This window comes from Streptomyces sp. NBC_00122 (assembly GCF_045160845.1).
Taxonomy (GTDB): Bacteria; Actinomycetota; Actinomycetes; order Streptomycetales; family Streptomycetaceae; genus Streptomyces.
This window is the reverse complement of the sequence record NZ_CP108191.1, coordinates 6,656,556-6,680,183: the sequence shown is the minus strand read 5'-3', so window position 1 is coordinate 6,680,183 and position 23,628 is coordinate 6,656,556. Positions and strand designations below refer to the sequence as shown.

The following is a 23,628-nucleotide window of genomic DNA, read 5'->3' as shown; positions in this document are numbered from 1 at the left end:
CGCCTTCGTCGGTCGCTTTCCTCGCGTCGGTGACATAGCCACACAGCCCTCTCAGATCTCACACGGCCGGATGGCAGTATCAAAACGATCGGGAGCCAAAATGATGATCATGAACTCGGCTCTGCGGCCGAACGGGCACCCCAAGAGAACTCGTACGGAGCACACTTCGGGCTCCGGGCCCCGTCCGCGCGACGGCCGGAAGCCTTGCGTAGCATCCGGGCATGCCCTCTTCTCACGACCAGGTCCGGCTCCAGCTCCTGCGCCCCGACCACGCCGAGGCCGTACTCGCCTTCGAGCGGGAGAACCGGGCCTACTTCGCCGCGTCGGTACCCGACCGCGGCGACGGCTACTTCGCCGACTTTGAAGCACGCCACCGCGCGCTGCTGGCCGAGCAGGCCACGGGGGCGTGCCTCTTCCACCTCCTCGTGAGCGACAGCGGCGAGGTGATGGGACGGGTCAACCTGGTCGACGTGGCGGACGGTTCGGCCGAGCTCGGCTACCGGATCGCCGAGCGGGCCGCCGGCCGGGGGCTGGCCACATCGGCCGTCCACGAGATCTGCGGCCTGGCCGGTGCGGAGTACGGACTGACCACGCTGACGGCCGTCACCACGCTCGACAATGCCGGGTCCCGCGCCGTACTGGCCCGTACGGGCTTCCTCCCCGCCGGGGAGACGGAGGTGACCGGCCGCCCGGGCCTCCGTTTTGTACGGAACCTGTAGGAGCGGGACCATGGGGGCATGGAGGCGTCCCTGAGCGATGTCAGCACGCCGGCGCGGGTGGCGGACCCCGGTGAGGGCCTCAGCCACGAGGAGCTGGCGCTCGCGGCCCGCAACCACGGCCTTCCGCTGGAGGCCCTGCGTTACGAGGTCACCCCGGCGGGCCTGCACTACGTGCTGGTCCACTACGACATCCCGGCCGCGGCCGCCGACGGCTGGAACCTCGTCGTCGGCGGCCGGGTCCGTACGCCGCTGACCCTGACCCCGGAGTCCCTCGGCGCGCTCCCCGCCGTCACCCGGCGGGTCACCATGGAGTGCGCGGGCAACGGCCGGGCCCGGCTGTCCCCACGCCCGGTCAGCCAGCCCTGGCTCGTCGAGGCGGTGGGCACCGCCGACTGGACGGGCGTCCCGCTGCGGGCCGTCCTCGCCGAGGCCGGTGTCGAGCGGGACGCCGTCGAAGCCGTCTTCACGGGCGCCGACCACGGCGTGGAGCGCGGGGTCGAGCAGGACTACCAGCGCAGTCTGCCGCTGTCGGTCGCCACCGGGGACGATCCGGAGGTGCTGATCGCGTACGCCATGAACGGCCTGCCGCTGCCGCCGCAGCACGGTTGTCCCCTGCGCCTGGTCGTCCCCGGCTGGTACGGGATGGCGCACGTGAAGTGGCTGCGGGAGATCACGCTGGTCGACGCCCCGTTCACGGGGTTCCAGCAGGCGGTGGCCTACCGCTACCGGCAGGATCCCGACGACCCCGGCGAGCCGGTGACACGGATCGCGCCGCGCGCGCTGATGGTCCCGCCGGGATTCCCGGACTTCATGTCGCGCGTCCGCGTCGTACCCGCCGGGCCCGTACGGCTGGAGGGACGCGCCTGGTCGGGATACGGGCCGGTGGCCCGGGTGGAGGTGAGCTCCGACGGCGGCAGTTCCTGGAGCGAGGCCGATCTCGCGCCGCAGGGAGCGCACCGCTGGGCGTGGCAGGCCTGGCACCACACCTGGACCGCCACGCCCGGCAGCCACACCCTCCTCGCCCGCGCCACGGACGCCGAAGGCCGCACCCAGCCCCTGGAACAGCCTTGGAACCGGGGCGGCTTCGGCAACAACCTCGTTCAGCAGGTGCCCGTCCTGTGCCGCTGACCGCCTCGGTCAGCGGGGCGCGTCCGCACGGAGCAGCAGCGTGACGAAGCCCCATGACTCCCGGTAGACGCTCAGCCAATCCCGCCGGTGCTGCGCGGAGGTGGCCAGGGCGTCGGCGGCGGCGGGGTCCTCGGGGTGGTCCAGCGCCCATGCGGCCAGGGAGCCGGTCCAGGACCACTCGTAGTTGTCGAGCTCCTCGCGGCTGCTGACGTGGCCGAACACGGGCGTCCAGCCGGCCGCGGTGATGTTGTCCAGCGTGCCGGCGAGATCGGCGAAGTCGCCCATCATCTCCACCACTTCGGCGGAGGGCTCCTGCTGCCAGTAGCCGTCGCCGATCAGTACGTGCCCGCCGGGGGCGAGATGCTTGCGGGCGGCCTCCAGCGTGGGCAGCAAGCCGTCGAAGGCGTGGGCGGCGCCGACGCTCAGGACGAGGTCGTAGGGGTCCGCGGAGGTGTGGTCCGCGGCCGGTCCGTGGTGGAGCGTCAGTCGGTCCGCGACGGCGAGCCGCTCCGCCGCGGACCGGGCGCGGTCGAGGGCCGGCTCCGATATGTCGACTCCGTGGGCGCGGACGCCCTCGTGCATGCCGAGGCAGCGCAGCAGCCACTCACCGCCGCCGCAGCCGAGGTCGAGGACCCGTTCGTCACCGCGCGGCAGGCCGCGCTCCAGCAGACCGTGCACCGAGCTGTCCGAGAGCGGTGCGGCGATGGGGTGGTGGGTATGGGCCAGAAGAGAGATCATTTCGCGATTCACCGCGGCAGGCTGCCAGTCGAACTCCCGGGCCGCAACTGCTTTTCGCCGCCTCACGCGAGACCGTACCGCCGGGCGGACCTCCCTCCTCCAGGGTCGGCCGGTACAGGGCCGCCTTGAGCCGTGATCACAGGGCCCGGCGCATACAGACGCGCGGCCACCGGTCCAGGCCGTGCCGCGCTTCCTGTTCGCGGATCTCCCGCAGGCCGGGCGTGAGCCCGCCCTCGTCCAGCGGCCGGAACCCGCAGCGCTCGTAGTACGGGGCGTTCCACGGGACGTCGGTGAAGGTGGTGAGGGTCAGCGCGGGCAGGCCGTCGCGCGCGGCCCCGTCCGCCAGGTGGTCCAGCAGGGACCGGCCGACACGGCGGCGCGCGCTGTCCGGGTGCACCGACACCTGCTCGACGTGGAGGCCGCCGTCGACGCGGTCGGCGATCAGGTACGCGACGGGGGCGTCGGCCTCGTCGACGGCGACCCAGGCCAGCCCGGCCCGCTGGTAGCGGGCGAGTTCATCGAGCGGGAGCGGCTCGTCGTCGGCGATCTCCGGCATGCCGATGTCCCGGAAGCACAGCCCGGCCGCCCTCTCGATGTCCTGGAGCAGGGGCATTTCGTCGAGGCGTGCTGCTCGTATGCGCATGGACGCATTGTCGCGGCCCGGCCGGGCATTGCCATCCGATTTAGGCCGCCCGTACCGGGGGTGGTCGGTGACTGCTCCGCAGTGCCGTAGGCTTGTGTCTACCGACGCGGGGTGGAGCAGCTCGGTAGCTCGCTGGGCTCATAACCCAGAGGTCGCAGGTTCAAATCCTGTCCCCGCTACTGAACGGCGAAGGGCCTGGATCTTCACGGATCCGGGCCCTTCGTCTTTCTTTCGGGCTTCTTTCAGAGCCGGTCCAGTACGGCGCCCAGGGCGTCCATGACGTAGCCGCGCCAGCCGCCGCCCATGATCTTGCGGGCCAGCATCTGCGCCGGGTCGTCCGGGTCGAAGCCCTCGTGGACGAGGAAGAGCCTGGTCCCGCGGCCCTCCGGTGCGAGCGTCCACGTGATGGTCCAGTCGGCCGTGTTCGCGGCGGAGGCGTCGGTCCAGCGGACCGAGAGCATCCGTCCGGTCTCGTAGGCGAGGACCTCCGCCGCCGTCGTACCGGAGTAACCCGTGTTCGGGCGCGGCGGCGAGGTCATCGTGTAGCGGTGGCCGACCTCCAGGCGGAAGTCCGACGGCATGAGCCACTGGGCGATCAGCTCGGGTTCGGTGAGGGCGCGCCAGACCTTGGCCGGCGGGTGCGGCAGGAACTGGTCGACCCGGACGGTGGTGAGGTCGTCGGGGCCGCCGGCTTCGAGGCCGTTCCCGTCGTCGCGCCCGTGGTCGTGGTCGTGCCCGTGGTCGGATGCTGGTGTCATGTCTCATCGTCCGGCAGGCGGTCCAGGAGCGCGCCGAGGTCCTTGAAGCGGTCCCGCCAGAACCGCTCGTACGGGTGCAGCCAGTCCTGCACGTCGGCCAGCGGCGCGGCCTCGAGACGGTAGATGCGCTGGCGGCCGGCGCGCTCCTCCGAGACGAGCCCGGCCTCCCGCAGCACCTTCAGGTGCTCCGAGAGACTGGGGCGGCGCATGTCGAAGTGGTCGGCGAGGGACTGGACCGGCTGCGGGCCGCGCTCGCGCAGCAGTCGCAGGACTTCACGGCGGGTGCCGTTGGCGAGCGCGGCGAACACGCGGTCCTCGTCGGCAGCCGTCGTGATCATGGGGCTAGAAGCCTTCCTTCTCGGTGAGCAGCATCAGGCCGTTGCCGTCGAGGTCGCGGAGACCGGCCATCCGCCCCCAGGGAGCGTCGTCCGGACCGCTCACCTCGACACCGGCCGCCACGAGCCGCGCGCAGTCGGCATCGACATCGGCCGTCACCAACATGATCCCCCGGGCGGAGCCGGGCGTGAAATCGCCCATCCCCGGTCCGGAGAGCGTGAAGACGGTCTGCGCGCCCCGCGGCGCGACCTGGAGCCAGCGCATGGGCCCGACCTGGCGGTCCGCGCGGACCTCGAAGTCGAGCACGCCGGTGTAGAAGGCGAGGGCCCGGTCCTGGTCGGTGACGGGGAGGGTGACGAAGGAGGCGTGCGTGATGTTCATGGCTCCACAATAGGTAGGCGATTTCCTACGCGTCAACCGTAGGGAATTTCCTACCTATCGATCCCGGCCGTCGCTCGTTACGATCACCGCGGCAGGGCCGTAGCGCAGAGGTCGTCGCACCTGGCCTGCACAGCCGGAGGACGTCGGTTCGAATCCGACCGGTCCTGCCACCCTCCCGCTCCTCCCCCGATCGGCGATGAACTTGTGAGCAGACGACCGCTGGTGGGCGGGCTGCCCGTCGAGGAGCTCGCCCTGTGGCACCGGGCCCGGCGGTACGCGGTACCGCGATGGATGATCCAGGGGGCGACCGAGGCCCGGTCGGCCGGCGACTGGCGGTCGGCCTGCGCGGTCTCGGCCGTGGACGTCGCCCTCGACCTGGCGCGGATCGGGGAGCGCTACGGCGCCGCGGTACGGGACTCGGTCGCGGACGACCTCGCACACCTGGCCCCGGACCTGCTGCGCTGGCACCTGCCCCGGGTCGTGTACGGCACCGTGCTGGCTCCGCGCCGGGTGATCCTCCTCGCCCGCCACGGCTCCCCGGCCGATACGGAGGCGGCGTACCTGGCCGTCCTCACCCCCGCGCGGTACGACGGTCCGCAGCGGCCGGTCCTGGACTTCCTCGCCGCCGACGCCGCCGAAGTGGTGAGCGGGAGCGTCGTCGAGAACTGGACCCTGTCGCGCCACCTCTGGGACGCCCGGCACGCCCCGGAGCTGCGCGAGCGGTGCGGCGGCGGCGCGGGACGGCTCCCCTTCTTCCACGCGGACGGCACTCCGCTCGGACCACGGGAGCTGCCCGACACCGACCCCGCCGCCGATCCCGCCGACACCGATCCGGCCGCGCGGGAGGAGTGGGTCGCCGTCCTCCAGGCCCGCGGGGACATCGTCGGCGCCTTCGCCGCAGCGGGCGTCGAAGCGGATCTGACGACCCTGCCGCGCGCCTCGGACGTCATCGCGGGGCTTCCCCTGGACCTGCCCCGAATGGTCCGTGAGGTACGGCGCCTGGTCTCGGCCGGTATCGCCGACCGGTTCCGGATTCCCGGCGCGTACGGCGGCAACATCCTGCTGGAACCGGCCGGCCCCGGCGCTCACGTCCCGCTCCGCGCCCGCGCCCGTGAGCTCTACCGGCACAGCTCCGCGCCCACGGTCCCGCGGACCGCGTGGCGGCGCCTGCCCGACCTCCAGCTGGTCCGCACCGGGCGCGTCGCACCGGAGGAACTCCACCCGCTGGTGGCGGCCGCCCTCTTCCCGGCCGCGGGTCCCGCGTACGGGCCGCCCGGACCACCCGCCGCCCTGGAGCCGGTACGGGTCCGATGCGGCGGCGCGTGGCACCTGATCGCCTTCCGCGACGGGGAACTCCGGATCCCGCACAGCGCGCGGGAGCAGCAGCGCGAGCAGGCCGTGCGGGCCTTCGGCGGCGCCGTCGGGGGCTGCTTCGCCGTCCAGCGGGCCTGGGCCTCGGGGCGGGGCCGGCTGCCGCGCGCCCTGCGGCCGCTGCGGCGGGAACTCTTCGAACGCGCGCGGCACGGTGACGCCCCGGGGGTGGCGGCCCTGCTGGCCGCCGGAGTGGACCCGGCGGTCCGGGACAACGAGACCGGGCTGAGCCTTCAGGACGCGCTGGGCCCGCTCGGCCCCGAGGCGGGCTGACGCCGCCGGGGGCAGGATGGGAGAGGGACGCTGCGGCACATGGGAGTGATCATGTTCCAGGACACCAAGGCATTCAGCGGGTACTCGGTGGACGACATCGGGAAGGCCAAGGAGTTCTACGGCGGGACGCTCGGCCTGCGGGTCTCGGAGGAGAACGGCATGCTCTTCCTCCGCCTCGGGGGCGGCGGGACCGTTCTGCTGTACCCCAAGGACAACCACCGGGCGGCGGACTTCACCGTGCTCAACTTCCCGGTGACCGACATCGACAAGACCGTCGACGACCTCGCTGCGCTCGGCGTGGGCTTCGAGCGCTATCCGGGCTTCGACCACGACGCCAAGGGCATCGTCAGGGAGCAGGACGAAGGGCCGTCGATCGCCTGGTTCAAAGACCCCGCGGGCAACGTGCTGTCCGTGCTCGAAGAGCCGGCCTGACCCCGATGCGCCCGGACTACGAAGGGGCCGCCGCGAGCAGGGACTCCGCGACCGAGGTGCGGGCGTAGAGCACCGAGCGCCCGGCCCGGTGGGCGGTGACCAGGCCCGCGTCCCGCAAGGCCATGAGGTGCTGGGACACCCCGGCCGGTGAAAGACCCGTACGGCGCGCCAGTTCGGTGGTGGAGGCCGGGCTTTCCAGTTCGGTCAGCAGCAGCGTCCTGGAGCGGCCGAGTACGGCGGCGACCGCGGCGGTCCTGGTGACGGGCCGGGGCTCCCACAGGGCGCCGACACCGCGTGCCGGGTAGGCGAGCTGGGGCGGCTCCGGCAGGCTCACCCGGGTGAGCACGCCGGGCCCGGTGAACGCCGAGGGGATGAGCAGCAGCCCCGCCCCCGCGGTTCTACGGGACATGGCCCACCTGCGGCGGATCAGCAGCAGCTCGTCGGCGTCCCAGCTCACCGAGGGGTGCAGGTCCTTGAACAAGCCGACCGCGCCGTACTCGGCGACCTGCCGGGCCCGGTGGAAGACGTCGGCGTCGAGCACCGACCGGATCCGCGCCCAGTAGGGGGCGAGGGCCAGCTCCCAGTACGTCTCGATCTCTTCCACGACCCGGGGCAGGCGTGCCTCCGGATCCGCGTACAGGCTCCGCGATCTGGGGCCCTGACGCCCCTGCTCCCGGCCCAGGCGGTCGAGGTCGTGGCGGACCCGGGCGGCGGGAGCGGCCAGGATCCCGGCCAGCTCGCCCGCCAGCGTGGGGGCCGGACCGGCCGGAGCCGGGTTGAGGAAGTCGGCGACGTAGCCCGACGGCGGGATCAGTTCGGCGAGCCAGCCCCGGTCGAGGCCGGCGGCCGCCACCCTGGGCCGGACCTGCTCGGCCCAGGTCCGGTGCACGGGATGGGCGGAGCCGGAACTCAGCAGCCGGAAGCTGGTCCCGACCTCCCACATCGGCGAGACGGCGAACCGCGTCTGCGCCAGATCGCTTGCGGAGAACGCCAACTCCTGCAGGGCGACCACCTCGTGAGGATTCGGTTGGAGCTGAATCAATGGTGGCGAGCGTACCTCGTGGCGATCATTCCGGCATGACCTCAGAGACCATCAGCGCAGCGGCATCGGGCACCTGGAAGCTCGGCGACCTGGAGATCAACCGAATGGGATTCGGCGCGATGCGCCTGCCGCAGAACGGCGAGGCGTTCAGGACCGACGCCGAGCCGAGCGACCGCGGCCGGGCCACCGGCGTACTGCGCCGCGCCGTCGAGCTCGGCGTGAACCACATCGACACCGCCGCCTTCTACTTCTCCCCGCTGCGCTCCGCCAACGAACTGATCAACCGGGCACTGGCCCCCTACCCGGACGACCTCGTCATCACCACCAAGGTCGGGCCGGGCCGGAACCCGTCCGGCGAGTGGGCGCCCCACGCCACCCCGGAGCAACTGCGCGGCCAGGTCGAGGAGAACCTGCGCCAGCTCGGCCGCGACCACCTCGACGTGGTGAACCTGCGCGTCGTCGGAACCGGTTCGATCGCCGAACGCTTCGGCGCGCTGGCCCGGCTGCGCGAGGCCGGGCTCATCCGCCACCTGGGCATCTCCAACGTCACGCCCGAACACCTCGCCGAGGCGCGGGCCATCGCGCCCGTGGTGTGCGTACAGAACCCGTACGGCCTCGGCGTGCGGCCCGAGCAGGACGAGCTGCTGCGTACCTGCGGTGAACTGGGGGTCGCGTTCGTCCCCTTCTACTCGATCGCGGGCGCCGGGGGCCAGGCGGGCGTGACCGGCGCGGACAGCGAGGAGGTGCTCGCGGTGGCGCGGGCGCACGGGGCGAGCGCGGCGCAGGTGCGCATCGCGTGGACGCTGCACCGCGGACCGCACGTGCTGTCCATCCCCGGCACCGGCAACCCCGATCACCTGGCCGCCAATGTGGCCGCGGGCGCACTGCGCCTCTCCGAGACGGAACTGTCCCTCCTGGAGCGGCTCCACTCGGCTGCCCGCTGAGTCACGCCCCGGTCCGCCGGGAGAACGGAAGCCGCCCGGACGCGTGTCCGGGCGGCTCGGGTGTGACGGCACTCACACAAACTTCCGGTGTCCCATGTCAACCGGATGCGGTGCGGCGGGCGTATGCCCCATGAGAGGGACACATGGATCCAGGAGCGATTTTTGACCGTCGAGGAGTTCGAACAGTTCTATGCGCAGGCGGCGGGACGGCTGACAGGCCAGTTGTACGTGATGCTCGGCGATCACCATGAGGCGCAGGACGTGGTCCAGGAGGCGTTCGTCCGGGGGTGGGGACGCCGGCGTCAGCTGGACAACGACGGCAGGCCCGAGGCGTGGATCCGCACCGTCGCGTGGCGGCTCGCGGTGAGCCGGTGGCGCGTACGCCGCCGTACCGCCGACGCCTGGCAGCGCACTGCCCCCGCGGGCCATGTAGAGGGTCCGGGGCCGGAGGCGGTCTCGCTCGTCGAGGCGCTGCGGCACCTGCCCCCCAAGCAGCGCCGGACGCTGGCACTGCACTACGTGTGCGATCTGACGGTCGAGCAGATCGCCGCCGAGACCTCCCTGTCCGCGAGCACGGTCAAGACGCACCTGTCCCGGGGCCGGGCCGCCCTCTCCCGCCATCTGCAGGACCCCCGCATTGAGGAGGCGCCCGATGCCTGACTCCCAGGATCCGCTGCGGTCCCTGTTCCGGGAAGCGGCCTCCGCGGGGCGGTCCGGGGCCGGCCTGCCGCCCGTCTCCGTCATCGCCCGGCGCGGCGAGCGGGCCCGGCGTCGCCGGATCGCCGGCATCGCCGTCGCCTGCTGCCTGGTCCTCGGCGGGTCCGGGGCCGCCCTGGCCACCCTGCTGCCGCGCGAGGCGGGCCCGACCCTCCCGGCGACCACGCCCATCCCCTCTCCCGGGCCGCCGTCCGCCGTGCCGTCCTCCCTGCCGTCCTCCCTGCCGACCTCCCCGAGCACGACCACGACCACGACGCCATCGCCACCTCCCAGCGCGACAGCGGATCCGAGCATGTCCCCCACCCCCACACAGCGCGCTCCGTAGCCCACCCGCCCCGTCGACGGCGGACACCGGCCCCGCCACCACGGTCGGCGGTTCCGCGCGCCCTCTGCCGATCAGGAGATCCCGTCATGTCCGTTTCCGCCCCGCCCCGGCCCGTCGAAACGCCCGGCAGGCCCGCCGCGCGCCGGGCGTTCCCGTGGCGCCCCGGCCGTGCGGACCGCGAGGTGCTGTGGCTCTACCTGCTGACCCGCGTCGGCCTGTGGACCACGGCGGAATCCGTCCGCTGGCTGTTCCCCGCCGATGGCGACAGACGGCGGCCGCCTTCGCTCCTGTCCCCCTGGCAGCAGTGGGACTGGTGGCACTACCTCCACATCGCCAAGGACGGCTACTTCCCCGGCCAGGCCGGTCCCTGGACGGCCGGCTGGGACAACAGGGAGGCCTTCCTCCCCGGTTTTCCCCTCACCTTGCGCGCGGTCCACGCGGTCGTCCCCCACTGGGCGGCGGCCGGAGCGCTGATCTCGTTCGTCGCGGGCGGGGCCGCCGTCCTGGCGCTGGCCCGCATCGCCCGCCTCCAGCTGCCCGACCCGGACGCCGGGCGGCGGACGGTGCTGTTCTTCCTGTGCTCGCCCTGCGCCGTGTTCCTCGCCGCCGGCTACACCGAGGCACTGTTCCTGGCCCTGGCCCTGCCCGCGTGGCTGGCGGCCCTGCGACGGAACTGGCCGGCGGCCGCGGTCCTGGCCTGCCTCGCCTGCTCCGTGCGGGTCACCGGGCTCTTCCTCCTGGGCGCGCTCGTCCTCCAGTTCGCCCTCACGGCGCGCGGGCGACACGCCTGGAGCGCGGCGCCCTGGCTGTGCCTGCCCGCCCTCGCCCCCGCGCTCTTCAGCTGGTACCTGCACGCACGGACCGGGGACTGGACGGCCTGGAAGCACGCCCAGGAACGCGGCTGGTACCGGGACTTCCACTGGCCGTGGGAAGCCTGGGCGAACACCTGGGACGCCGCCTTCCATCACGTCCAGCCCACCGGTTACGCGCTGATGTGGCAGGCCGAGCTCCTGGCCATGCTGGTCGGCGTCGTGCTCCTGGCCCTGCTCGTACGCCGCCGCCGCTGGCCCGAGGCCCTGTACACCGGCCTCACCCTGTGGGCGCTGGGGACCTCCTACTGGTACACGTCCGTTCCCCGTTCGACGCTGCTGTGGTGGCCGCTGTGGATCGGCCTGGCCTCCTGGAGCCTGCGGCGCCCCCGGGTGCAGAGCGCCTACCTGTGCGTCGCCGCCCCGCTGGCCACGACGGTCGCCCTCACCTTCCTCACCGGACGCTGGGCCGGCTGAACGATCACCGCATAGGGTCCGCGTATGGACCGACACATATCGTTCGAGCGACTGCACAACTTCCGTGATCTGGGCGGCTATACGACCGCGGACGGCGGGCACGCGGTGAGGTGGGGCCGGCTGTTCCGCGCCGACTCCCTGGGCAAGCTGCGGGGTCCGGACTGGGAGCGGTTCCTGGAACTCGGCGTCGAGGCCGTCATCGACCTGCGGTACTCCTGGGAGATCGACGCGAAGGGCCGGGTGCCCGAGCATCCGTCACTCGCCTACCACCACCTCAGCATCGAGCACCGGCCCTACGACCAGTCTTCCCTCGGCCCGGACGTCGCGACCGGGCCGTACCTCGCCGAGCGGTACATGGAGGTCGCCCACGACGGTGTCGTGGAACTGCGCGCCGCCCTTGAGATGATCGCCGGCCAGGACGGTCCCGTGGCCTTCCACTGCGCGTCCGGCAAGGACCGCACCGGTCTGCTGGCGGCGCTGGTCCTGGCCCTGCTGGGGGTCCCCGAGGACGTCATCGTCGAGGACTTCGCCCTCACCGGGCTCGCGACCGACCGGCTGCTCGCGGACTGGCGGGCGGACCACCCCGGCCAGGAGCCCGTCTGGCCGGGCTACGGGCGGGCGCCCGCCGAGGTGATGAGCCTGTTCCTCGCGGCCGTGACCCGCGAACACGGGTCCGTACGGGAGTACGCGGCGGACCTGCTCGGCGTGGACGACACCCTCGTCGCCGCCCTGCGCGAGAAGCTGCTCGAACCCGCACCGCGTTACGTCTGAGCCGTACGGGTCCCGGCTCGGCGGGCGCCCTTCCTGGGCCGCGCGGTACAGGGCCGTGAGTGCCTCGGCGCGGTAGCCGTGGACACCGCTCCCGCCGCGCCGGTCGAGGACTCCGGCGGGGCGACCTGCACCGCTCTCACTGTGACGCGCCGGTTCCGCCGCTGATCCCCGTCCCGGCCGTGCCCCGCCAAGGCGGTGCGGCCGGGGCTTCAGGCGCGGTGGGAACCGCCGAACGGACCTCCGAGCGGCCCGCCGTACGGGCCTCCGATTCCGTAGTGCGTCGTCAGCTCGTCCCGGTAGCCCGCGTCGCCGAGGTGCTTGTCCCGGTGGAACTCCGGAGCTGCCTTGATCTGTTCCTTCGTGGCGTCCACGTGGACGGTCTCGTTCTCCAGGTCGACGTCGATCACGGCGCCGGCCGGGATGAGGACTTCCTTCCCGAAGATCCACACACCGGTGTCCACCACCAGGTAGGCGTCGCCGACCTCGTCGTTGTGCTTGTCGACCTTGCCGATGGCGCCGTCCGTGGCCGCGACCTTCCAGCCGCTGAGGTCGGTGCCCGCCAGATGGCGCGCGGTCGGCCGGTAACTCCACACGTGCTCAGTCACGCGAAAACAACTCCTCCTCGATCGGGCGGCGGGTCCTTCCGCCGCACATCGCGCCTGCCCCGTAACCAGAGCCGTAACCACCCCGCCGCCGCTGCGGACCGCGCATACTCGGACCATGGCTGACACCACCACAGTCGAGGTCGACACCGATGTCCACGACCGGCTCGCCGCCCTCGCCGCGGCCCGTGGGCTGAGCCTGCGCGCGTACCTGGCCGAACTGACCGCCGCCCAGGAGAACGAGGCCGCCCTCGCCCGCGCCGCACGTGCCTTCGACAAGGCGGTCGCGCGGCCCGGGTTCCGCGAGGGGTTCGAGCACGACTTCGGCCCCGGACCCTCCGGCCCCCGCGCGGCGTGAGGCGCCCTCGCCGGCCGGCCGCCGGAGCGTCGCCGGCCGTGCACGCAGCGTGTGCTCCGGAAGTCCCGCTGTGCGGCTCTTCAGGTGGAACGGGACAGTTCGTCCGGGCCGGTGCCGTGGGCGAAGGGACGCCCGCGCCCATTCATCCCGAGGGGCGGAATCACGCCACGTGACGCCACATTGACGAAATCCGGTGCTTAGGGCAGCCTTACCTCGCTCGCGCCGTCAAAGGCGCGGACGCACCCTCACCTGCACCTCCCCCGCCATCGGAGCACCATGTCCACCGCAGATGCCGCCTCGATCCGACGAAGATCCGGACAGCCGTCCGATCTCCTCCAGGTTCCGCAGTGGTGTGCACCCGCCCTGGCCTCGCTCGCCGTGTGCGCCGGATGGGGAGCCAGCACCTGGGTGGCCACCCACCTCCGAGCCGACACCACGCTCCACACCGCGGCCCTTTTCGTCCACCTCGCCTCCCTCGTCGTCGGCTTCGGCGGGGTCCTCATGATCGACTACTACGGGGCCCTCTGGCTCAGCGGCCGCAAGTCGCTGCGCGACGTGGTCGAGTGCACCGCCCCCCTGCACCTGCCGGTCTGGGCCGGGCTGGCCGGGCTCATCGCCAGCGGGGCCTTCCTCCACCCGGACCTCTCCTCGCCCCTCACCTGCGTCAAACTCGGCCTCATCCTGGTCCTGGCCCTGAACGGCGTGCAGGCGGGCGTCCTGCACCGGCGGCTGGCCGACCTCGACGGCCGGCCCGCCACCCGCCCGCTCCTGCTCCGGGGCGCCGTGACCGCGACCGTCTCGCAGGTCGCCTGGTGGGGCGCCGTCGCCATCGGGTTCCTCAACAGCCGCAGCTGACCGTCATCGGCGCGGCGCTCCCCCATCGCGGTTCACCGTAGGGCCTGCGGGTCGGAGGGTCTGACGCCGAGGCCGGCCCGGTCCGCAGCGCGTACGGTGCCGTCGGTTCCGCCGATGCCCGTCCACGGGTCGCCGGCGAGCAGCAGGTGTCCGTCGAGGTCCACCCAGCGGGCCCGGTCGGCGAGGTGCACGGCGGGGGCGATGCCCAGCGAGCTGGCGGTGAGGCAGCCGAGCATCAGGTCGGTACCCGTGCCGCGCAGCGCCTCGTGGATGCGCAGGGCGGCCCGTACGCCGCCGCACTTGGCGAGTTTGACGTTGACTCCGTGGACCCGCCCGGCGAGCGCGACGGCGTCCTCGTACGAGACGGCGTCCTCGTCGGCGATGACGGGGACCGGGGATCTTCCGGCGACGCGGGCGAGGACGTCGGGCCGGCCGGGCGCGATCGGCTGCTCCACGGCGGTGACGCCGAGGGCGGCGAAGCGCGGCAGCAGGTGGACGGCCTGGCGCTCGGTCCAGGCCCCGTTGGGGTCGAGCAGCAGACTCGCCCCCGGCGCCCCGGCGCGTACGGCCTCCACCCGGGCGAGGTCCTCGGCCGGATCGGCCGAACCCGCCTTGACCTTGAGGACGGTGAAGCCGGCTCGCGCGAGGCGGGCCGCCCGTGCGGCGGCCCGTACGGGTGCGGTGATGCCGATCGTACGGGCGGTCGCGGCGGCCGGGGCCGCCTCGGTGCCCAGCAGCCGGTGGGCGGGCTCGCCGGCCCGCTTGCCCACGAGGTCCAGGACGGCGGCCTCGACCGCGGCCAGTACCCCGGGCGGCAGCCCGCGCCAGGCCGGGTGGCCGCCGCCGGTCTCGGCCCATGCGGTCTCCGGGTCGGGGAAGCGTTCGGTCGCGGCGCGCACCGCTTCCAGGTTCTCCAGGATCCGAGCGGTGGGCAGCCCGAGGTGGTCGCTGCTGACGGCCTCGCCCCAGCCGCGCATTCCGCCGTGTTCGACCGCGATCCAGACGGCGTCGCGCCGCGACATCACCGAGCGGGAGATGCGCAGGGGTTCCGCGAGCCGCAGGTCGGCCGTGCGCCAGGTGAGCTTCACGCGGCACCTCCGCGGGTGGGGACGGGTACGGACGTGCAGCGGGCCCAGCCCGCCGCCTCGACGGCCCGGGGGTGCGGGATCTCCAGGGGGCGGACGGCGCGGACGGCCGAGTCCAGGCCGTGGGCACGGCAGAACTCGTCGTCGTAGACGGTACCGAGGTAGCGGTGCGGGCCGTCCGGGAAGACGGTCGCGACGACGGCGCCCGGTTCGACCCGGGCGGCCCAGGCGGAGACGAGGGCGACGGCCCCGGTGCTCCAGCCGCCGCTGACGAAGGCGGAGCGGGCGAGGCGGCGGCAGGCGTCGACGGCCTCGGCGGGCCCCACCCAGTGCACTTCGTCGAAGGCCTCGTGGGCGACGTTGGCCGGGTGGATGCTGCTGCCGAGACCGCGCATGAGGCGGGGCCGGGCGGGCTGGCCGAAGATGGCCGAGCCGACGGAGTCGACGCCGATGACCTTCAGCCGGGGCCAGCGGCGGCGCAGCGGGCCGACGAGTCCGCCGCTGTGTCCGCCGGTGCCGACGCTGCACACCAGGACGTCCAGGTGGTCGAGCTGGGCGGTCAGTTCGGCGGCCAGCGAGAGGTAACCGGCCGCATTGTCAGGGTTGTTGTACTGGTCGGGCCAGTAGGCCCGGGGCGTGCGGCGCAGGACCTCGTGCAGCCGGGCGATCCGGGCGGCCTGCCAGCCGCCTTCGGCGGCCGGTCGGTCGACGAGTTCGAGCCGGGCTCCGTAGGTGCGCAGCAACTGCCGCATGGACGGTTCGAGTTCGCTGTCGCCGACGAGGATCACGGGGTGGCCGAGGGCCTGGCCGGCGAAGGCGAGGCCGATGCCCAGGGTGCCGGAGGTGGACTCCACGACGGGGGCGCCGGGGAGCAGTTCGCCGCGCGCGCGGGCGCCGGTCAGCATGGAGACGGCGGCCCGGGCCTTCATCCCACCGGCACCGAGGCACTCCAGCTTCGCCCAGAAGCCGGGCTGGCGGTGCGGAAGGTCGGTGCGGATCCTGGCGAGCGGGGTGCGGCCGAGCAGCGGCAGGAGGTCGGGGTTGGCGGCGGTGGCCGCCGCCGGGCGGGGCAAGGGCGGGGCGATGGTCACCGGGCGCCTCCGTAGTGGTGGATGGTGCCGGGGCCGCCGTCGAGCCAGAAGAACGGGTACGGTTCGGCGGACACGGCGTGGACCCCTGAGCCGAGGAAGCGCGGCAGTACGGCGCTGCCGGTCTGGGCGAACATGACGAGGGGCTTGCCGGTGGCGGCGGCGTGGTCGAGCAGGGGCTGGAAGGTGCCGTTGCCCAGGGTCATGCCGGAGGCGAGGACGGCGTCGCAGCGCTCCAGCTCGGCGTGGGTGCCGGTCAGGACGGGCTCGCCCCATTCGGTGGCGCCGCCCTTGAGGTCGCACGGGGCGTACGGGATTCCGCGCTCGCGCAGCTGTTCCAGCAGGGAGTTGACGACGCCGACGACCAGGACCCGCTCGATGCCGGCCTGCGGGAGGAGGCCGGCCACGGCGCGGGCGCGCGCCCGGGAGCGGTGCAGCGAGCTCCCGGCCGGGATCGCGTACGGGCGGGCGCCGCTGCCGGGGGTGTGCGGGCGTACGTGCATGAGGTAGGCGTCCAGCGCGGCGATCCGTACGGGCAGCAGCGGATGCCCGAGCAGGTCGGCGACGGTGGCGCCCACGCAGTCGTCGAGCGCGGCGGCGGGCAGGGCGCCCGGTTCCACGGCACAGGAGCCGACGGCCGCGGCGAGGCGCAGGCTGAGCACCTCGTTGCGGTAGCCGCCGGAGCGGCCCTCGTGCCGGACGGCCTGGGCGGTGGTGAAGGCGAGCGCGACGCGCTGGGCGGCGGGGTCGGGTCCGTAGGCGCCGGCCAGGACGTATCCGAAGAGGTCGTCGACGGTCCGTACGGACGGCTCGTGGAGGGTGGGGGCGCTCACGCGTCCACCGCCGCGGTCAGGTCGTGGCACGCGTAGGAGGGGCGCAGGTCGGCGAGCAGCAGCTCGGCCGCCCGGCGGGCGCCCGCGCCTTCGGTGTCGGCGGTCATGACGTGGCCGAGGTACGCGTTGTTGCTGTCGGCGGCCCGCACGGTGCGGCCCGGTCCGGCCAGGGTGAGTTCCAGGACCCCGGGACGGCCCCGCACCTCGTCCGCGCCGTCGATGCCGGTGAGGGTGCCGGCGGCGTCGGGCAGCAGGAAGGCGATGGCGGCACTGCGCACTCCCGTGGGGCGGACGGTGAGGTCGGGCTCGCGGCCGAGGGCGGTGTCCACGCAGGCGGCCGCGAGGTCGACGCCCGCGACGTGGCGGACCAGCTCGGTGATGCGGTTCCCGGCCGGGCGGGGGTTCACCTCGATCAGGCGCGGCCCGGTGGGGGTCAGTTTGAGTTCGGTGTGGCAGACGACCTGGTCCAGCCCGAGCGCCTCGACGGCCAGAACGGCGGCCTCGGCGGCCTCGCGTGCGACGTCCGGTGCGATGTCGGCCGGGAACATGTGGCCGGTCTCGATGAAGGCGGGCGCACCACCGATGCTCTTGTCGGTGACGCCGATGACGTGCGTGGTGCCGCCGTGGGAGACGGTCTCGACGCTGACCTCGGGGCCGGTGAGCAGCTCTTCGAGGAGCAGGACCGGGGCGCGACGCTGACCCCGCGCGTTGACGGGGAACTCGGCGAGCGCCCGGCAGGCCCGGTCCAGCTCGCGCTCGTCGCGCACCTCGCGGACGAGCATCCCGGCGCACAGGTCGGCCGGTTTGACGACGAGCGGGTAGCCGATCCCGCGGGCGGCGGCGACGGCCTCGGCGGCGTCGGCGCAGACGGCGAAGCGCGGGCCTGCCATCCCGGCCCGGGCCAGTACCCGGCGGGTCAGGTCCTTGCGGCAGGCGTTCTCGACGGCTCCGGCGGCGGGGCCGGGCAGGCCCAGCCGCTCGGCGGTGCGGGCCGCGGCGGGCAGGTAGTAGTCACAGGACGAGACCACGCCGTCGAAGGCGAACAGTGCATGGAGCCGCCGGGCGAGCGGCAGCAGCGCGTCGGTGTCGTTGGTGTCGGCGGTGACGATGTTGCGCGCCGCGAGCAGCAGGTGCGGGCCGTCGGCGGGGGCGGCGCGCAGGTAGTGGTGCAGGTCCCGGGTGAGGAAGGTGAACTCGTGCCCGCCTTCGCGGATCGCCCGGGGCAGGAGCCCGCTCATCGACCCCACCCAGCTTTCGACAACCAGCAGATGACCCACGGGACTTCCTCTCAGACCGCCGTGCCGACTCTTGGGCGACCGGACCAGGAGAGACGTTATCGGGAATCGTTTTCATTTCCAACATGGCGGTCTTCCCCGGCTCCGGCCGACAGGCTGGGCCGGCGAAAGCTCCTTATGCTCGGAGAAAGGGGCTGCTCAGGCCCCTGGAGGGCGGCTGTCATGACCGAGCCGAGCGATGCGGTCCAGGCCGACCGCGCCCTGAAGGCCAAGCACCGCACGATGTGGGCGATGGGCGACTACCCGTCGGTCGCCTCCCACGTCATCCCGGAGCTGGGCGCCCTGCTGGTCCGCGAGTGCGGTGTACGGCCGGGCGACAGCGTCCTCGACGTCGGGGCGGGCTCCGGCAACGCGGCCATTCCGGCCGCCCTGGCCGGGGCCGACGTGGTGGCGTCCGACCTCACTCCCGAGCTGCTGGAGATCGGGCGGCACCTGGCCGCCGTGCGGGGCGCCCGGCTGGAGTGGCGGGAGGCGGACGCGGAGGCGCTGCCCTTCGCGGACGGCGAGTTCGACGTCGTGATGTCGTGCGTCGGCGTCATGTTCGCCCCGCACCACCAGACGGCCGCGGACGAAATGCTGCGCGTCTGCCGCTCCGGCGGCACGGTCGGGCTGGTCAACTGGACTCCGCAGGGATTCGTGGGCCGGATGTTCGCCGCGATGAAGCCCTACGCGCCCCCGCCGCCGCCCGGGGCGCAGCCGCCACCGCTGTGGGGGGACGAGGAGCACGTCCACGAGCTCCTCGGCGATCGCGTCACCGACGTCGACGCCCGCCGGGAGACCGTCCACGTGGACCGGTTCGCGCGGCCCGCCGACTTCCGCGAGTTCTTCAAGGCCTGCTACGGGCCGACCGTCGCCGTCTACCGCAGCCTGGGCCACGACCCCGAGCGCGTTGCCGCCCTGGACGCCGATCTCGACGCCCTCGCCGGCGAGCACCTGCGGGACGGCGCCATGGAGTGGGAGTACCTGCTGCTCACCGCCCATCGCCAGGGCTGATCGCAACGCCCGTACGCTCACTCCACCGCCGGATGCACCTCCGGGTGGGCGTCCCACCACTCCTTGTGGAACGCGTTGTTGCCGACATTGGCCACATACGCGCGGGCCGCGGCGCGGTAGAGCAGCTCCGCCTGGCCGGCCGAGACCGCGCAGCGGCTCCAGGCGAGCCGGATCCGGCCGGTGACCGGGGCCCCGACGAGCGGGCGCATCACCGTGCCCTCTGCCGCCGGGGCCGTGGGCTGGCTGAGGGAGATCGCGCGGCCCGCGGCGATCAGGTCGTAGTGCATCTTGCGGTCGGTGATCCGGTAGCGCAGTGACGGGCTGAACCCTGCCTTCGCACAGGCGGCGACCAGGGCTTCGGGGCCGCCGTCGTCGTCCTCCACCAGCGTCATCCACGACTCGCCGGCGAGGTCGGCGAGCTCGATGCGGTCCGCGCCCGCGAGGTGGTGCTTCTCCGACAGCCGGATGCAGAACGGCTCCTTCGCGATGAGCGTCCTCGCCAGGGCCCCCTCGGGGAGCGGCACCTCGTGGTCGTTGACCTCGCCGTACACGATGGCGTCGTAGCGGCCGGCGCCGAGCATCCGGGTCAGCGCGGTCACCGAGTCCTCCAGGTCGACCGTGATCTCCTGGCCGGACAGGAGCAGGTCGGTCTGCGCCAGCAGACCGTCGATCAGCACGAGCAGGATGCACCCCAGCCGCAGCGGGGTCCCGGTGTCGATGGCCCGCGCCTCCGCACCCAGCGCGTCCATCTCGCTGAGCACCCGGCGCGCCTTGGCCAGTACGAACTGGCCCAGCGCCGTGGGCTCCACCCCGCTGCGCCCCCTCACGAACAGCTCGCCGCCCGTGACCCGCTCGATGCGGCGCAGCTGGGCCGAGAGCGCGGGCTGGGACACCCCGAGGCGCCGCGCCGCTCCCCCCAGACTGCCCGCCTCGGCGATCCGGCAGACAGCTTGCAGATGCCTCAACTCCAGCTGCATCCGGGCAGCGTACGCAGCGCGCCGCCAACGCACCATAACGCGGACCTTATGCCCGCCGGGATGTCCCAATCCCGTCATATACACGCTCATACTCGGCCGCGAACGTGCACGCACTCCCCACCCACCCCCACGATCGGAGTGGACGTTGCAGCCCACCAGATGGACGGCGGCCGTGGCAGCGATGGCGCTGACCGCAAGCCTCGCCGGAACCCTGGCCGGGACGGCATCGGCAGCGCAGCACGCGCAGCCCGCACCGTCCCAGCAGGACACACCGGCCGCACGCGCGGTCGCGGCCGCGGACCAGGCCGTCGACAGCGGTCTCGACTCCCTGGTCAACTCCTCGCAGGAGCGGTACGAACGACGCCTGGTCACCCCCTGGGTGAAGGACCTCTTTTCCGTCGCGTACGAGCGCAGCTACCGCGGCCTTCCGGTCGTCGGCGGCGACGCGGTCGTACTCGCGGACGGCGCGGGCAAGGTACGCGCCCTCCAGTCGGCCTCCTCGGTACGCATCGACGTGGCGACCCGGCCTTCCGTCACCGCGAAGGACGCCGAGGCCACGTCGCGGGCGAAACTGGCCTCGGTCGACAAGGTCGAGAGCAGCCGGCTCGCCGTCCGGCTGAAGGACGACAAGCCGTTGCTCGCCTGGGAGACCGTCCTGACCGGGCGGACTCGGACGGCGCCCAGCAAACTGCACGTGTTCGTGGACGCCCGCAGCGGCGCCTTCGTCGACAGCTACGACGACGTGGTCGCCGGTTCCGGCAGCAGCAAGTGGAACGGGCCGAACCCGCTCACCGTCGACACCACCAACTCGGGTTCCACCTACACGCTGCGCGACCCGAACCGAACCGGCCTGAGCTGCGCGGACTACAGCACCGGCACGGTCTTCACGAAGTCGTCCGACTCCTGGGGCACCGGCAACCCGACCAGCAAAGAGACCGGCTGCGTGGACCTCATGTTCGCCGCGCAGAAACAGTGGGACATGCTGGGCCAGTGGCTGGGCCGCAACGGCGTCAGCGGCAACGGGCGCAGCTTCCCGGGCAAGGTCGGCCTGGGCGACCTCAACGCCTACTGGGACGGCAGCTCGGTCACCATCGGGCACAACAGCGCCAACGAGTGGATCGCCGGAATAGACGTGGTGGGCCACGAGTACGGGCACGCCATCGACTCCAACACGCCCGGCGGCACCAGCGGCCAGGAGGCCGGGCTCGGTGAGGCCACCGGCGACATCTTCGGCGCGCTGACCGAGGCCTACGCCAACGAGCCGGCCCCGTACGACACTCCGGACTACACCGTCGGCGAGATGATCAATCTCCAGGGCAACGGTCCGATCCGGAACATGTACAACCCGCCGGCCGTCAACAACGACCCGGCCTGCTACAGCTCCGCGATACCCGGCACCGAGGTGCACAAGGCCGCGGGTCCGCTGAACCACTGGTTCTACCTGCTGGCCGAGGGCAGCAGCCCGGGCGCCGGCAAGCCGAACAGCCCCACCTGCAACCAGGCCGCGGTCACCGGCGTGGGCGTGCAGAACGCCGGCAAGATCTTCTACGGCGGGATGCTGCTCAAGACCAGCAGCATGTCGTACAAGAAGTACCGGACGGCGACGCTCAGTTCGGCCAAGTCGCTCGACACCACCTGTGACTTGTTCAACAAGACCAAGGCCGCCTGGGACGCCATCACCGTCCCGGCCCAGTCCGCCGACCCGACCTGTACGCCGAGCGGCCAGAACAACGACTTCTCGATGGCGCTGAACCCGTCGTCGGGCACCGTCCAGCAGGGCGCTACGGTCACCACCACCGTCGGCACCACCGTCACGACCGGCACCGCGCAGTCGGTGACGCTGACCGCCTCCGGCCTGCCGACCGGGGTGAGCGCCTCCTTCAACCCGGCCACCGTGCAGTCCGGCCAGTCCTCGGTGCTGACCCTGACCGCCACCGCCAACGCGGCGCCCGGCGCGTCCACCGTCGTCGTCAAGGGGCAGGGGAGCACCCTCTCCCACACCGTCGACTACTCGCTCAACGTCGGCGGGACCCAGCCTCCCAACGACCCGCCGGACATCAGCGTCGCCAACGTGCAAGCGCACCTGACCCAGTTCAACACGATCGCGACCCAGAACGGCGGCAACCGCCGGGCGGGCAGCCCCGGTTACACCCAGTCGCTGGCGTACGTGAAGGGCAAGCTGCAGGCCGCCGGTTACACGGTGACCGAGCAGAACTGCACCTCCTGCACCTACCCGTCGAACAACCTGATCGCCGACTGGCCGGGCGGCCCCGCCGACCAGACGGTCATGTTCGGCGCCCACCTCGACGGCGTGTCGGCCGGTCCCGGCATCAACGACAACGGCTCGGGCTCCGCCACCCTGCTGGAGAACGCGCTCGTCCTCGCCCAGAAGAACCCCACCATGACGAAGCACGTCCGCTTCGCCTGGTGGACCGATGAGGAACAGGGCCTCAACGGCTCCGAGTTCTACGTGGGCCAGCTGAGCAGCGCCCAGCGCGCGGCCATCAAGGGCTACTACAACTTCGACATGGTCGGCTCCCCCAACGGCGGCTACTTCATCAACAACGTCAACTCGGCCACCGCCACCCCGCTCAAGGCGTACTGGACCTCGCTGAACCTGGCACCCGAGGAGAACACCGAGGGCCAGGGCCGCAGCGACGACTACTCCTTCCAGCAGGCCGGCATCCCCACCTCCGGCTACGCGGCGGGGGCCAGCGCCCGCAAGACCTCGGCGCAGGCGACCAAGTGGGGCGGCACCGCGAACGCCGCCTACGACTCCTGCTACCACAGCGCCTGCGACACCGCGAACAACATCAACGCCACGGTCCTGGACCGCAGCGCCGACGGCGTCGCGTACGCCGTCTGGAAGCAGGCCGTCGGCGGGGAGACGCCCGCGCAGGACTTCTCCCTCGGCACCAGCCCGTCAGCGGGCACCGCTGCTCCCGGCGGCTCCACCTCCGCCACGGTGAACACCCAGACCGTGAGCGGCGCCGCGCAGACGGTGGCCCTGTCCGTGTCCGGCGCGCCGGCCGGGGTGAGCGCCACCCTCAGCCCGACGTCCGTACAGTCCGGCAGCTCCTCGACGCTGTCCGTCCAGGTCGGCGCGAGCACCGTGCCCGGCACCTACACCCTGACGGTCACCGGCACCGGCACCGTCAGCCACAGCACCACGTACACGCTGACCGTCAGCGGAGGCGGCGGCACGTGCACCCCGCGCCAGCTCGTGGCCAACGGCGGCTTCGAGAGCGGCGCCAGCCCGTGGACGGCGACCGCGGGCGTGATCACCAACCAGTCCGGGCAGGCCCCGCACGGCGGCAGCTACATGGCGTGGCTGACCGGGTACGGGTTCACCCACACGGACAGCGCCTCGCAGTCGCTGACGATCCCGTCGGGCTGCACCTCGTACCAGCTCGCGTTCTTCCTCCACATCGACACGGACGAGAACGAGAGCGTCGCCTACGACCGGTTCACCGTCTCGGTGGGCGGCCAGACCCTGGCGACCCTCTCCAACCTGGACGCGAACTCCGGCTACGCGCAGAAGTCGTACGACCTCTCGGCGTTCGCCGGCCAGACCGTCACCCTGAAGTTCAACGGCGTGGAGGACCAGTCACTGCAGACCTCCTTCGTCGTGGACGACGTCACCGTCCAGGTGAGCTGACGCCCGCCTGACAGCCTGAA

The 23,628-nt window shown here is 72.8% G+C and carries 25 protein-coding genes and 2 tRNA genes; 15 read left to right on the top strand and 12 right to left on the bottom strand.

Annotation, left to right across the window (positions count from 1 at the left end; genetic code table 11):
- The first annotated feature begins 221 nt into the window (after positions 1–221).
- Positions 222–719 carry a GNAT family N-acetyltransferase gene (locus OG737_RS30470; protein WP_328929409.1) on the top strand — a complete coding sequence of 166 codons (498 nt, stop codon included), beginning with the start codon at positions 222–224 and terminating at the stop codon, positions 717–719.
- A gap of 18 nt (positions 720–737) precedes the next feature.
- A complete protein-coding gene (locus tag OG737_RS30465) occupies positions 738–1,847 on the top strand; it encodes a sulfite oxidase (protein WP_328929408.1) in 1,110 nt (369 codons plus the stop codon).
- Positions 1,848–1,856: 9 nt separating this feature from the next.
- On the opposite strand, the gene OG737_RS30460 is transcribed toward OG737_RS30465, so the two are convergent.
- On the bottom strand, positions 1,857–2,597 hold the full coding sequence (locus OG737_RS30460) for a class I SAM-dependent methyltransferase (protein ID WP_328929407.1): 741 nt from the start codon (positions 2,595–2,597) through the stop codon (positions 1,857–1,859).
- 124 nt (positions 2,598–2,721) lie between these two features.
- Positions 2,722–3,228: a GNAT family N-acetyltransferase gene (locus tag OG737_RS30455; RefSeq protein WP_328929406.1), complete on the bottom strand. Its 507-nt coding sequence runs from the start codon at positions 3,226–3,228 to the stop codon at positions 2,722–2,724.
- A gap of 105 nt (positions 3,229–3,333) precedes the next feature.
- Here OG737_RS30455 and OG737_RS30450 point away from each other — a divergent pair.
- Positions 3,334–3,407 (top strand) — tRNA-Met (locus OG737_RS30450).
- A gap of 63 nt (positions 3,408–3,470) precedes the next feature.
- On the opposite strand, the gene OG737_RS30445 is transcribed toward OG737_RS30450, so the two are convergent.
- Genes OG737_RS30445 through OG737_RS30435 form a run of 3 tightly spaced genes read right to left on the bottom strand, consistent with a single transcriptional unit; the run spans position 3,471 to position 4,703 of the window.
- Positions 3,471–3,986: an SRPBCC domain-containing protein gene (locus OG737_RS30445; RefSeq protein WP_328929405.1), complete on the bottom strand. Its 516-nt coding sequence runs from the start codon at positions 3,984–3,986 to the stop codon at positions 3,471–3,473.
- Positions 3,983–4,324: a metalloregulator ArsR/SmtB family transcription factor gene (locus OG737_RS30440; protein ID WP_328929404.1), complete on the bottom strand. Its 342-nt coding sequence runs from the start codon at positions 4,322–4,324 to the stop codon at positions 3,983–3,985. Before OG737_RS30440 ends, OG737_RS30445 begins: the two co-directional genes overlap by 4 nt.
- Positions 4,325–4,328: 4 nt before the next feature.
- Positions 4,329–4,703, bottom strand: coding sequence for a VOC family protein (locus tag OG737_RS30435; protein WP_328929403.1), 375 nt, complete (start codon positions 4,701–4,703; stop codon positions 4,329–4,331).
- Between the two features lie 93 nt (positions 4,704–4,796).
- On the opposite strand from OG737_RS30435, the gene OG737_RS30430 reads away from it, so the two are divergent.
- The 3 genes from OG737_RS30430 to OG737_RS30420 all read left to right on the top strand — a co-directional run bounded on the left by OG737_RS30430 (position 4,797) and on the right by OG737_RS30420 (position 6,779).
- Positions 4,797–4,873 (top strand) — tRNA-Cys (locus OG737_RS30430).
- Between the two features lie 34 nt (positions 4,874–4,907).
- On the top strand, positions 4,908–6,347 hold the full coding sequence (locus tag OG737_RS30425) for an ankyrin repeat domain-containing protein (RefSeq protein ID WP_328929402.1): 1,440 nt from the start codon (positions 4,908–4,910) through the stop codon (positions 6,345–6,347).
- A 51-nt stretch (positions 6,348–6,398) separates the two neighbouring features.
- Positions 6,399–6,779: a VOC family protein gene (locus tag OG737_RS30420; RefSeq protein ID WP_328930526.1), complete on the top strand. Its 381-nt coding sequence runs from the start codon at positions 6,399–6,401 to the stop codon at positions 6,777–6,779.
- Positions 6,780–6,795: 16 nt separating this feature from the next.
- Here OG737_RS30420 and OG737_RS30415 read toward each other — a convergent pair whose 3' ends face one another.
- Positions 6,796–7,791 carry a DUF5937 family protein gene (locus OG737_RS30415; protein ID WP_328929401.1) on the bottom strand — a complete coding sequence of 332 codons (996 nt, stop codon included), beginning with the start codon at positions 7,789–7,791 and terminating at the stop codon, positions 6,796–6,798.
- Positions 7,792–7,856: 65 nt separating this feature from the next.
- On the opposite strand from OG737_RS30415, the gene OG737_RS30410 reads away from it, so the two are divergent.
- From OG737_RS30410 to OG737_RS30390, 5 genes are all read left to right on the top strand, one after another.
- Complete coding sequence (locus OG737_RS30410) at positions 7,857–8,765, top strand: aldo/keto reductase (protein ID WP_328929400.1); 909 nt, start codon at positions 7,857–7,859, stop codon at positions 8,763–8,765.
- Between the two features lie 123 nt (positions 8,766–8,888).
- Positions 8,889–9,425 carry a SigE family RNA polymerase sigma factor gene (locus tag OG737_RS30405; RefSeq protein WP_405676895.1) on the top strand — a complete coding sequence of 179 codons (537 nt, stop codon included), beginning with the start codon at positions 8,889–8,891 and terminating at the stop codon, positions 9,423–9,425.
- Positions 9,418–9,807, top strand: coding sequence for a hypothetical protein (locus OG737_RS30400; protein WP_328929398.1), 390 nt, complete (start codon positions 9,418–9,420; stop codon positions 9,805–9,807). Before OG737_RS30405 ends, OG737_RS30400 begins: the two co-directional genes overlap by 8 nt.
- 86 nt (positions 9,808–9,893) lie before the next feature.
- A complete protein-coding gene (locus OG737_RS30395; protein WP_328929397.1) occupies positions 9,894–11,093 on the top strand; it encodes a mannosyltransferase family protein in 1,200 nt (399 codons plus the stop codon).
- A gap of 24 nt (positions 11,094–11,117) precedes the next feature.
- Positions 11,118–11,864 carry a tyrosine-protein phosphatase gene (locus OG737_RS30390; protein ID WP_328929396.1) on the top strand — a complete coding sequence of 249 codons (747 nt, stop codon included), beginning with the start codon at positions 11,118–11,120 and terminating at the stop codon, positions 11,862–11,864.
- A 209-nt stretch (positions 11,865–12,073) separates the two neighbouring features.
- Here the strand turns inward: OG737_RS30390 and OG737_RS30385 are convergent, their stop codons facing one another.
- A complete protein-coding gene (locus OG737_RS30385) occupies positions 12,074–12,469 on the bottom strand; it encodes a PRC-barrel domain-containing protein (RefSeq protein WP_328929395.1) in 396 nt (131 codons plus the stop codon).
- Positions 12,470–12,584: 115 nt separating this feature from the next.
- Between OG737_RS30385 and OG737_RS30380 the strand changes: the two genes are divergently transcribed.
- Complete coding sequence (locus OG737_RS30380) at positions 12,585–12,824, top strand: antitoxin MazE7 (RefSeq protein WP_328929394.1); 240 nt, start codon at positions 12,585–12,587, stop codon at positions 12,822–12,824.
- 276 nt (positions 12,825–13,100) lie between these two features.
- Complete coding sequence (locus OG737_RS30375) at positions 13,101–13,679, top strand: hypothetical protein (protein WP_328929393.1); 579 nt, start codon at positions 13,101–13,103, stop codon at positions 13,677–13,679.
- Between the two features lie 32 nt (positions 13,680–13,711).
- Here the strand turns inward: OG737_RS30375 and OG737_RS30370 are convergent, their stop codons facing one another.
- From OG737_RS30370 to OG737_RS30355, 4 genes are read right to left on the bottom strand one after another with little or no spacing between them, the layout of a single operon-like run.
- A complete protein-coding gene (locus OG737_RS30370; RefSeq protein ID WP_328929392.1) occupies positions 13,712–14,767 on the bottom strand; it encodes an enolase C-terminal domain-like protein in 1,056 nt (351 codons plus the stop codon).
- Positions 14,764–15,855 carry a PLP-dependent cysteine synthase family protein gene (locus OG737_RS30365; RefSeq protein WP_405676899.1) on the bottom strand — a complete coding sequence of 364 codons (1,092 nt, stop codon included), beginning with the start codon at positions 15,853–15,855 and terminating at the stop codon, positions 14,764–14,766. The genes OG737_RS30370 and OG737_RS30365 overlap by 4 nt, the downstream gene beginning before the upstream one ends.
- Positions 15,852–16,685 carry a Rossmann-like domain-containing protein gene (locus OG737_RS30360; RefSeq protein WP_328929391.1) on the bottom strand — a complete coding sequence of 278 codons (834 nt, stop codon included), beginning with the start codon at positions 16,683–16,685 and terminating at the stop codon, positions 15,852–15,854. The genes OG737_RS30365 and OG737_RS30360 overlap by 4 nt, the downstream gene beginning before the upstream one ends.
- Complete coding sequence (locus OG737_RS30355; protein WP_405922218.1) at positions 16,682–17,962, bottom strand: ATP-grasp domain-containing protein; 1,281 nt, start codon at positions 17,960–17,962, stop codon at positions 16,682–16,684. Before OG737_RS30355 ends, OG737_RS30360 begins: the two co-directional genes overlap by 4 nt.
- A 180-nt stretch (positions 17,963–18,142) precedes the next feature.
- Between OG737_RS30355 and OG737_RS30350 the strand changes: the two genes are divergently transcribed.
- Positions 18,143–18,973, top strand: coding sequence for a class I SAM-dependent methyltransferase (locus OG737_RS30350; RefSeq protein ID WP_328929389.1), 831 nt, complete (start codon positions 18,143–18,145; stop codon positions 18,971–18,973).
- 17 nt (positions 18,974–18,990) lie between these two features.
- Here the strand turns inward: OG737_RS30350 and OG737_RS30345 are convergent, their stop codons facing one another.
- A complete protein-coding gene (locus tag OG737_RS30345; protein ID WP_328929388.1) occupies positions 18,991–19,950 on the bottom strand; it encodes a LysR family transcriptional regulator in 960 nt (319 codons plus the stop codon).
- A 181-nt stretch (positions 19,951–20,131) separates the two neighbouring features.
- Between OG737_RS30345 and OG737_RS30340 the strand changes: the two genes are divergently transcribed.
- Positions 20,132–23,608 carry a M28 family peptidase gene (locus OG737_RS30340; RefSeq protein ID WP_328930524.1) on the top strand — a complete coding sequence of 1,159 codons (3,477 nt, stop codon included), beginning with the start codon at positions 20,132–20,134 and terminating at the stop codon, positions 23,606–23,608.
- The last annotated feature ends 20 nt before the right edge of the window (positions 23,609–23,628 follow it).